Source organism: Lutibacter sp. (assembly GCF_013041805.1).
Lineage (GTDB): Bacteria > Bacteroidota > Bacteroidia > Flavobacteriales > Flavobacteriaceae > Lutibacter.
In genome coordinates this window covers 93,249-102,599 of sequence record NZ_JABDRI010000074.1, presented here as the reverse complement: position 1 = coordinate 102,599, position 9,351 = coordinate 93,249, and the positions used below count along the sequence as shown (strand labels likewise).

General features: G+C 29.2%; 9 protein-coding genes and 1 pseudogene. 6 read left to right on the top strand and 4 right to left on the bottom strand.

The annotated features are described in order from the left end of the window. From HKP59_RS09590 to HKP59_RS09580, 3 genes and pseudogenes are all read right to left on the bottom strand, one after another. A pseudogene (locus HKP59_RS09590) lies at window positions 1–497 on the bottom strand (peptidase T); the annotation flags it as partial. A 62-nt stretch (window positions 498–559) separates the two neighbouring features. After that, window positions 560–1,117 (bottom strand): hypothetical protein, encoded by a 558-nt coding sequence (locus HKP59_RS09585; protein ID WP_291806160.1) that lies wholly within the window; start codon window positions 1,115–1,117, stop codon window positions 560–562. 1 nt (window position 1,118) lies between these two features. Next, entirely contained in the window at window positions 1,119–2,156 is a 1,038-nt protein-coding gene (locus HKP59_RS09580) for an oxidoreductase (protein ID WP_291806159.1), read from the bottom strand. A gap of 47 nt (window positions 2,157–2,203) precedes the next feature. Between HKP59_RS09580 and HKP59_RS09575 the strand changes: the two genes are divergently transcribed. Next, a complete protein-coding gene (locus HKP59_RS09575; protein WP_291806157.1) occupies window positions 2,204–3,094 on the top strand; it encodes a patatin-like phospholipase family protein in 891 nt (296 codons plus the stop codon). A gap of 76 nt (window positions 3,095–3,170) precedes the next feature. Here the strand turns inward: HKP59_RS09575 and HKP59_RS09570 are convergent, their stop codons facing one another. Next, complete coding sequence (locus tag HKP59_RS09570; RefSeq protein WP_291806155.1) at window positions 3,171–4,640, bottom strand: S41 family peptidase; 1,470 nt, start codon at window positions 4,638–4,640, stop codon at window positions 3,171–3,173. Window positions 4,641–4,780: 140 nt separating this feature from the next. On the opposite strand from HKP59_RS09570, the gene HKP59_RS09565 reads away from it, so the two are divergent. From HKP59_RS09565 to HKP59_RS09545, 5 genes are all read left to right on the top strand, one after another. After that, window positions 4,781–5,290 carry a sigma-70 family RNA polymerase sigma factor gene (locus tag HKP59_RS09565; RefSeq protein ID WP_291806152.1) on the top strand — a complete coding sequence of 170 codons (510 nt, stop codon included), beginning with the start codon at window positions 4,781–4,783 and terminating at the stop codon, window positions 5,288–5,290. Then, the gene (locus HKP59_RS09560) at window positions 5,277–5,702 is read left to right on the top strand and encodes a hypothetical protein (protein WP_291806150.1); all 426 of its coding nucleotides are present in this window, start codon (window positions 5,277–5,279) and stop codon (window positions 5,700–5,702) included. Before HKP59_RS09565 ends, HKP59_RS09560 begins: the two co-directional genes overlap by 14 nt. Window positions 5,703–5,706: 4 nt before the next feature. Beyond that, window positions 5,707–6,234 carry a DUF4252 domain-containing protein gene (locus HKP59_RS09555; protein WP_291806148.1) on the top strand — a complete coding sequence of 176 codons (528 nt, stop codon included), beginning with the start codon at window positions 5,707–5,709 and terminating at the stop codon, window positions 6,232–6,234. 1 nt (window position 6,235) lies between these two features. Continuing rightward, on the top strand, window positions 6,236–6,784 hold the full coding sequence (locus HKP59_RS09550; RefSeq protein ID WP_291806145.1) for a DUF4252 domain-containing protein: 549 nt from the start codon (window positions 6,236–6,238) through the stop codon (window positions 6,782–6,784). 122 nt (window positions 6,785–6,906) lie between these two features. Continuing rightward, window positions 6,907–9,342 (top strand): M1 family metallopeptidase, encoded by a 2,436-nt coding sequence (locus HKP59_RS09545; RefSeq protein ID WP_291806143.1) that lies wholly within the window; start codon window positions 6,907–6,909, stop codon window positions 9,340–9,342. Window positions 9,343–9,351: the final 9 nt, after the last annotated feature.

The window sequence follows — 9,351 nt, the reverse complement described above, 5'->3', positions numbered from 1 at the left end:
TTACCGTGTTTAATTTCTGGATGTTTAATTAAATATTCCATAGCCGAAACTATTTCAGTAATTCCTGCTTTATCATCTGCGCCTAACAGAGTGGTACCATCAGTAGTTATTAATGTTTGTCCTTTATACAGCAATAAATCATCAAAATAACTTGGTGATAAAACTATATTTTCTTCTTTATTTAAAACAATATCTTTTCCGTCATAATTTGGATGAAACTGAGGTTTAACATTTGTTCCTGTATAATCTGGACTAGTATCTATATGGGAAATAAAACCAATAGTAGGCACTTCAAAATCAACGTTTGAAGGAAGCGTAGCCATCACATAACAATTATCATCAATTGTTACATCAGTCATTCCTATTTCGTTTAATTCGTCCACCAAAATTTTTGCTAAATCCCACTGTTTTTGAGTACTTGGAAAATCAGGGTTATTTGGGTCTGATTGTGTATCAACAGTGATATACTTTACAAAGCGATCTATTATTTTTTGCATGTTATAAGATTTTTTTCAAAAGTAAGATTTTGAGTAAGGTTTTACAATCTAATTATCATAAATTATTGTAAAAATTGAACTTTATCTAAAATAGAAATTACTTCACAAATTCTCTCTTCTACGTTTTCATCTCCATAAATTTCAGCAGAAGCATTAAAATAACTGTTTTTAGTAATTTTTGAAGATATTGTAAACTGATGAAAAGTAAATCCATTTTTAATACCTTTTGCAACAAACCAATAGGCTTGTTTAGATTGAAAACTATCATTTCCATCTTTAATCAATTCTAAATTATTTCTATTTAAGATTGAATCGTTTCTTACATAATATTCCTTATTAAATACAATCTCACCTAAATTAAATGATGTTGCTAAAATAAAAGATTCCGTAAGCTGCTTTAAAGTATCTGCGGTAAATATTTCAGATTCAAATTCACTAAAGTATAATTTTGTATTCCAACTAGTTGGAATATTTAATTTAAAGTTTTTATTAAAATCTAAAATTGATTTTGTATTTTCAAATTTAGTTGAAGTACAGTTAAATTTTTGACTTAGTTTTGACTCTTTTCCACAACTTAAAACTAAACCTAATAGTATGAATAAGATAATCGTTTTTTTCATGCTAATTAATTGTCATTTTTGCTATTACTTCATTCCCAGACAACCAAGCACTTTTATCCGAAACAAATCTAATCGTATAAAAACCGTCATCACTAACTTTTTCCCAATTAACTCCGGCATCATTTGAATAAAAGATACCATTCGTTGAAACTGCAAAAACTTCTTTTCCATCTGTTTTAGGCACAAATTGAACACAACTTACATATTTTGGCTCTTTATTTTCCGAAACAACTTGCCAAGTTTTACCACCATCGTTAGTTATTGCTTTATTTGCTGAATTTCCAAACTTATCTGTATAATCCCCCCCACAAATAATCCCTTGTTTTTCATTATAAAAATCTATAGAATATATTCCTGTAGTATTTTCCCCTTGAATTATAGGTGTATTATAAACATTCCAAGTTACACCCATATCTGAAGTATGAAAAATACGTGATTTTAAACCTCCAGTAGCAATCCAGGCATTTTCACCAACAATTGCTATGTTGGTATTGCTAGCGGCAAAAGCAGCCTCTCCTTCATAAATTTGAGGTAAATTATTACAATCTATTTTAAACCAAGAATTTCCGCCATCTCGCGTTATTATTATAGATAAACAATCTCCTGTAGGATCTCCCATTGCTATGCCATTCATATTGTCAAAAAATTTCATTGAATCGTAGAAAACTTTTTCATGATATTCAGTGTACACTAAAGTGGCCTTACTACTTTCAATCTTATAGAGTAACGCTGGATTCCCAACATTTAAAGCATATATACTTTTCTTGTTTAGGGCTAAAGCTCTAAAATGCGGTGCAACTGAATCAGTTATTATTTTTTTAAACTTAGAAATGTTACCATTATCTAAAAGAATTCCAATGTCACCAACAGACCCTGCATACACCACGGCTGAATCATTTAATATTTCTATAGCTCTAATACTTGTACTATCCATTTTAAATTTTTCAATGGAAATGGTAACTGATTCTCGAGACTTATATTCTTTTTTACAAGAAGCTATACTAATTAAGATGATAAAACACGCTGTAAGTCTATTCATTTTTAATAATTTTATGGTACTAATTTAAATAAAACAATGATAGCTTTATGAAAAAAGCATTAGTTATTTCAGGAGGAGGAAGCAAAGGAGCTTTTGCAGGAGGCATAGTAGAGCATTTAATGAAAGATCAACAAAAAAAATATGATATATTTTTAGGCTCATCTACGGGCAGTTTAATGGTTTCACATTTAGCATTAGGAATGGTTGATGAATTAAAAATTATCTATACTTCTGTTAATCAAAATAAAATATTTAGTAACAGCCCATTTGTAATAAGAAATGTGAACGGTGAAAAGGTAATAAGCATCAATCACCTTCATACACTTTGGAATTTTCTTAAAGGAAGAAAAACTTTTGGAGAAAGTAAAAATTTATTAAAACTCATAAAAAATAACATTACTGAAAAAATGTATGCTAAAATAAAAGATGAAGAAAAAGAGGTGGTGGTTGTAGTTTCTAATATTTCATCAAATGAAGTTGAATATAAATCTATAAAAGATTGTTCTTATAATGATTTTTGTGATTGGATTTGGGCTTCTTGTAATTATGTCCCTTTTATGAGTTTGTTAGTGAAAAATGGCCATCAATACGCTGATGGTGGTTTTGGGTCTCTAGTTCCTATACGAAAAGCAATTATGCTTGGAGCAAAGGAAATTGATGTTATTATTTTAGAAACAGAAGTAACACAAGTAAATAGGTTACCATCCAAAAATCCATTTTCTTTATTGTTTGATGTATTTGAATTTATGTTAGGCCGTATTGAAAGTCATAATATTTCTATTGGAAAATTATATGCCCGCGAACATGATGTAAAGCTTAATTTATATTATACACCAACAGTTTTAACTACAAATTCGTTAATTTTTGACAAAATAAAGATGGCTAAATGGTGGGAATTAGGATACAATTATGCTAAAAATAAAGTAGTTGATTCCTAGGAATGAATTTAAACCTAATTTAAAATAAAAGAGGCTATTTAACAATAGCCTCTTTTATTTCTACTCTATATTGTAATTATTTATCGAAAAAAGTAGCATCAATGTACATTTCTTTTTCAAATTTTTGTTCAAGTTCAGACACATCAAATTTCTTAACGTTTTTATATTTAGACATAAACTGACTTTTACCTGATAGTCCTCTAATATCATCTAAAGCTGCTTTTAAAACAACTTCATTTTCATCTCCAAAAGGTAAAATTGTATTCCAAAATTGATATTCCTTTACTTCAATGTCTGGCTCAAAACCCAACGTATAATCACTTTGCCCGGTTTTATTATATATTTGAAAAACAATAGGTTGCATAGCATTTAAGTGATCAGGGTTTGCGCTTGACAAGCTTGTATATTCCGAAGAAGGAGAGTCATAAAGCGTTATAGAACCAACATTTTTACCATAAGTAGTTGATCCAACAACTTTTACAGGGATAAATGCTTTAAGTCCATTAATAACCATTTCACTTGCAGAAGCCGTACTACTAGAAGTTAAAACATATAATTGATTTATTGTGGTTAGTCTATTAATTGTTTCTTCTCCAGTTTTAGTACCACTAACATCATAAACATCTAAACTATCATCAAAATTATAATATCCATTTTCGTTTAAGTGTTTTTCATTAAATCGTAACTCAGCAAAAATATCATTATTTGCATCCTTATAAATCATACTTGCTAAATAGGCTGATGTTAAAACAGAGCCTCCACCATTTAATCTTAAATCTAAAATGAGCTCAGTAATACCTTCGTTTTCAAAATTAGAAAAGACTGCATTTAATTCATCATTGTAGGAGGATCTGAATGAATTATATACTAAATATCCAACTTTTTTGCCGTCTACGTCATTAAAAACCGTACTAAAATGTACTGGATTTTCAGACAATTGTGTTGCAGTAATAGTTTTATCTTCAATAAATGTTAACGTTCCTTCATTTTCAGAAACAAATGATAATGTTACCGTTTCATTACTTAGGCTAGCTACAACACTACTATAATTTGATTCATTTAAAACCTCTCCATTAAGTGCATTTATAATATCACCTCTTTTAATTCCTGCACCACTTGCAGCTGAATTAGGAGCTACATATCTAACATAAAAAATGATATCTCCGCTATCATTAATAGAAACTGCTTGTAAACGAAACCCAAAAGAAACAGAAATTCCTTGAAATGCATTGTTTTGAACTACATAATCTTCAATAAACCATGAAAATCTATCAGAAGTTCCAGGGTTATATATTAAACTCTCAAATAAACTCTCAGGAGTAGCATAATTATTTAAGTAGGAAAAATAGTCATTCGTATTATCATCTTTAGAATCTGCCAAACTAGGTACCGAAGATTGCCAATTATACCAAGAGTTCATTCCTTTCCAAACAAAATCCTGTAATTCTATATTTTGAGGAATTTCAACATCATCATTTTTTGTACAACTAATAAAAATTAAACTAAACAGAAAGTATGTGTATAGTAAAAAGTTAAATTTCTTCATATTAAAATTTTATATTTGACTCTATTAAAGTCGCAAGATATTAATTTTTCTTACAAAATTTAATAGCAACTGTTACAAAAACGAAAGTTGGTCGTCATAATTGTAACAGCAGCAGAAAATGTTGTAAAACCAAGCTTAAAATGAAGCAGTCTGATTTTTTAAAAACTGTAATGCCCTTTAAAGATAAAGTATTTCGTGTAGCGAAAAGATTACTTGTATCTACTGAGGAAGCTGAAGATGCAACACAAGAATTACTGTTTAAGTTATGGAAGAATAAAGAAAAATTAAAAGAATATAAAAGCATTGAAGCTTTTGCTATGACAATGACAAAAAATTATTGTTTTGACCGATTAAAATCGAAACAAGCAAGTAATTTAACGTTAGTTCATAGTAATTATAAAGAAAATGGCACGTCTTTGGATAGACGAATGGAACTTAATGACAGTGTAAGTAAAGTTCACGAATTAATTGAAAACTTACCTGAGCAACAAAAATTAATTATACAGCTTAGAGATATTGAAGAATACGAATTTGACGAAATTGCAAAAATGTTGAATTTAAAACCAACAGCAATTCGAGTATCACTATCAAGAGCAAGGAAAACAATAAGAGAACAATTATTAAAACAACACAAATATGGAATTAGCTAACATAGAGAAGTTGTTGGAAAAATATCTAAATGCAGAAACTACAATTGCAGAAGAAAAAATGTTGAAAAACTATTTTTCAAATGGAAACGTAGCACCACATTTAGAGGAATACCAAGCATTATTTGGGTATTTTTCAACTAGTAAACAAGAGCGTTTTACAAAAACTATTCAATTAAACAGTAAAAAACGGAATTGGAAATGGTTATCTGTAGCAGCCTCAGTAATATTACTAGTTAGTGTTTACAATGGATATGAAAATATTCAACAAAGAAAAGCTGAAAAAGTGTATGCCCAAACTATTGGTGCATTAGAATTACTTTCAGCAAATTTAAATAAAGGAAATGCGGCAATTGCTCAATTGCAACATTTTGAAGACACAACAAACAAAATTTTTAAACAACCTAAAAAGTAAAAAAATGAAAAAAATAATAGTATTATTAGCAATCGCATTAATATCCTTCTCAAATTATGCCCAAAACTCAATTTTTGACAAATTTGAAGATATGGACGATGTAACAACGGTAGTTGTAACCCAAGAAGCATTTAAAATGCTTGCCAAATTCAAAAGTGGTGGAGAAGAAGGAGCTGAATATTTTGATATGGTAAAAGGTCTAAATTCGTTTAGAGTTTTTACAACCGAAAATTCTGAAATCGCAAAACAAATGAGTGATGTAGTTTCTAACTATTTAAAATCTAACAAACTTGTTGAATTAATGCGAGTTAAGGATAAAGATTCTAACGTTAAAATATACGTAAAAAGCGGCAAAGATGACGACCACGTAAGCGAATTACTTATGTATGTTGGAGGTATTGAGAAATACAATAACGAAATTAAAGCAGAATCTGTAATCCTATCATTAACAGGAGATATTGATTTAAATAAAATATCTAAACTTACTGAAGCTCACATTCCTAATAGTGGGATAGAAGTTAAAAAACAATAAAATGAGAAAATTTATAAAAATTTCAGGATTGGTTATTGCAGTAGTATTACTTACAATAGCTTGTGATACCAATCCTTCATTACAAAAGTACTATGTAGATAGTAAAGAGAATAGCGAGTTTATCTCTATTGATTTACCTTCTAGCATATTACAATTAAAAGACACAGATGTTTCTAACGATATTAAAAATACGCTTGAGACAATAAAAAAAGTGAACTTTTTAGCCTTACAACTAAATGAGACAAATGGTAAATTGTATACTTCTGAAAAAGCAAAAGTGAAAAGTATTCTTAAAAACCCAAAATACAAACAGTTAATGAGAATGAATATGGGAGATGGCAATGTTTCTGTAAATTACTTAGGCGAAGAAGACGCTATTGATGAAGTTGTCATTTTCGGATCAGATAACGATAAAGGATTTGCTATTGTTAGAGTGATAGGTGAAAATATGAATCCATCAGATATTTTAAAATTAACCCAAGAAATTAAAATGGATGATGATTCACCACAGCTAAAACAACTTGAAAGCTTGTTAAGTAGCATAAAATAGATTTCATAAATACATACTAAAATGAAGCCATACCTAATACGTGTGGCTTTTTAACGTGTTATTAACTTCCTAAAAAATTTAAAATAGTATTTTTGAGGCCTTAAATTAGTTATCTATCGCAAATGAAAAATTTATTATTTACGCTTATTTTATTATTTACAGTAACTGTAAATGCCCAAGAAAAAGAATATAGAGCAGAAAGAGAAAAAATAAACAACTTAGTTCATACAAAATTAAAAGTGAATTTTGATTTCAATAAAAGTGAAATGAACGGTGAGGCCTGGATTACTTTAACACCGCATTTTTACCCAGTTAATAAAGTAATTCTAGATGCCAAAGCTTTTAAACTAGAAGAAATTAAAGTAAATAATTCAATCGCAGCTTATAATTATTCTGAGAATGTACTTACAATTGATTTAGATAAAACTTATAAAAAAGGAGAAGAATATACGGTATACATAAAATACATTGCAAGACCTGAAGAAGTTAAACAAAAAGGAAGTAATGTAATTAAAAGTGCTAAAGGTCTATATTTTATTGACCCTAAGGATGAAGATCCTAATAAACCAACGCAAATATGGACACAAGGAGAAACAGAAGCAAGCAGTTGTTGGTTTCCAACCATTGATTCTCCAAATCAAAAGACAACACAAGAAATTTACATGACTGTTCCGTCGAAATTTGTGACACTTTCTAACGGAACCTTAAAAAGTCAAACAGAAAATAGTGATGGTACTAGAACAGACTATTGGAAAATGGATCAAAAACACGCTCCATACTTATTTTTTATGGGAGTTGGTGAATTTAGCATTGTAAAAGACACTTGGAATGATCTAAATGTAGATTATTATGTAGAGCCTGAATATGAAAATGTAGCAAAAGATATTTTTGGATTAACTCCTGAGATGATGACATTCTTTTCTGAAATAACTGGCATTCCATATGTTTGGGACAAATACAGTCAAATAGTTGTGCGTGATTATGTGAGTGGAGCTATGGAAAACACTACAGCAGTTGTTCATGCTGAAGATGCTCAGCAACAAAAAGGGCAATTAATTGATAACAATGAGTGGGAGGAAACAATTGCTCATGAATTATTTCACCATTGGTTTGGAGATTTAGTAACAACAGAAAGTTGGTCTAATTTAACAGTTAACGAATCGTTTGCAACCTATAGCGTTTATTTATGGTACGAATATAAATATGGTAAAGACAAGGCTAATGCGCATATGTATGATGATATAAAAGTGTACCTAGACAGTCAAAGCGAAGATAAAAATTTAGTCCGTTTTTATTATGAAGACAAAGAACATATGTTTGATCCCGTAAGCTACCATAAAGGGAATGCAATTTTACATATGCTTAGAGATTATTTAGGAGATGATGCTTTTTTTCAAGGAATGAATACTTATTTAACTGAACATAAGTTTGGTACTGCTGAAGCTCATGAATTACGCTTAGCATTTGAAAAAGTAAGCGGAAAAGATTTAAATTGGTTTTTTAACCAATGGTATTTTGGAAACGGACATATTAAATTAAATGTAACCTACGATTATAATACGATTAATAGTTCTGTAACTGTGAACATTAATCAAGTAGGGAATATTTTTAAATTTCCAATAACAATTGATATCTACGAAGAAAATAGAAAATTAAGTCAAGATGTTTGGGTTAGTAGTAGGCAAAATTCATTCACTTTTCCATTTAACAAACTTCCAAAGCTTATAAATATTGATGCGAAACACGTATTATTAGCTGAAATATCAGATAAAAAAACACTCAAAAATTATATCTATCAATTTAATAATGCTCCTCACTATCTCGATAGAAGAGAAGCTCTTGAAGAAATTGCAAAACATCAAGATAATAAAGAAGCATTTAGTACTTTAATTAAAGCTTTTGACGACCCGTACTATGAAATAAGAATATTAGCACTAGAAAATATTGATTTATTTCAAAAGTATTACAAAAAAGAAGCCATTTCTAAAATTGAAAAATTAGCGCAATTTGATAAAAAAACATTGGTTAAAGCAGCTGCATTAAAAGTTTTAGGGAAGTTAATTGAACCTATTTATACGCCTTTATTTACAAAAGGCATGAATAGTGAATCGTATGCAATTATTGGTAGTTCTTTAATATCATTGTACCAAATAGATAAACAAACTACTTTAAACAAAGTTAATGAGTTAGATGATGATATTAAAGAACATTTAGCAGATGCTATTACTAATATCTATATCAATGAACAAGACAAATCTAAACTTCCATTTATATCAAATCATGTATTGAAAGGAATGTTTCTCACAGATAATAAAAGAACACAACAGATTTACAGTGAGGCTTTTAAATGGATTGCAGAAAGTGATAATAAAGAAGCCATAGAAAATTTAACTAACAATTTTGTGAAGCTAGGTTTGCAGTACAAAAAGTATAACTTTGATAAAATGGCTGTAAATATGATAAATCAATTGGTTTATGCGCAACAGCAGTCTGATAATGCTAACAAAGACGAGTTAATCCTGATCTTAAAAACAGGAATGGCTAAACTTATTGAGTAAGGTATTCTG

What these genes read in the sequence shown, in the direction of transcription:
- HKP59_RS09585 (WP_291806160.1), bottom strand. Translation starts at nt 1,117, where the DNA reads ATGAAAAAAACGATTATCTTATTCATACTATTAGGTTTAGTTTTAAGT.
- HKP59_RS09580 (WP_291806159.1), bottom strand. Translation starts at nt 2,156, where the DNA reads ATGAATAGACTTACAGCGTGTTTTATCATCTTAATTAGTATAGCTTCT.
- HKP59_RS09575 (WP_291806157.1), top strand. Translation starts at nt 2,204, where the DNA reads ATGAAAAAAGCATTAGTTATTTCAGGAGGAGGAAGCAAAGGAGCTTTT.
- HKP59_RS09570 (WP_291806155.1), bottom strand. Translation starts at nt 4,640, where the DNA reads ATGAAGAAATTTAACTTTTTACTATACACATACTTTCTGTTTAGTTTA.
- HKP59_RS09565 (WP_291806152.1), top strand. Translation starts at nt 4,781, where the DNA reads ATGAAGCAGTCTGATTTTTTAAAAACTGTAATGCCCTTTAAAGATAAA.
- HKP59_RS09560 (WP_291806150.1), top strand. Translation starts at nt 5,277, where the DNA reads ATGGAATTAGCTAACATAGAGAAGTTGTTGGAAAAATATCTAAATGCA.
- HKP59_RS09555 (WP_291806148.1), top strand. Translation starts at nt 5,707, where the DNA reads ATGAAAAAAATAATAGTATTATTAGCAATCGCATTAATATCCTTCTCA.
- HKP59_RS09550 (WP_291806145.1), top strand. Translation starts at nt 6,236, where the DNA reads ATGAGAAAATTTATAAAAATTTCAGGATTGGTTATTGCAGTAGTATTA.
- HKP59_RS09545 (WP_291806143.1), top strand. Translation starts at nt 6,907, where the DNA reads ATGAAAAATTTATTATTTACGCTTATTTTATTATTTACAGTAACTGTA.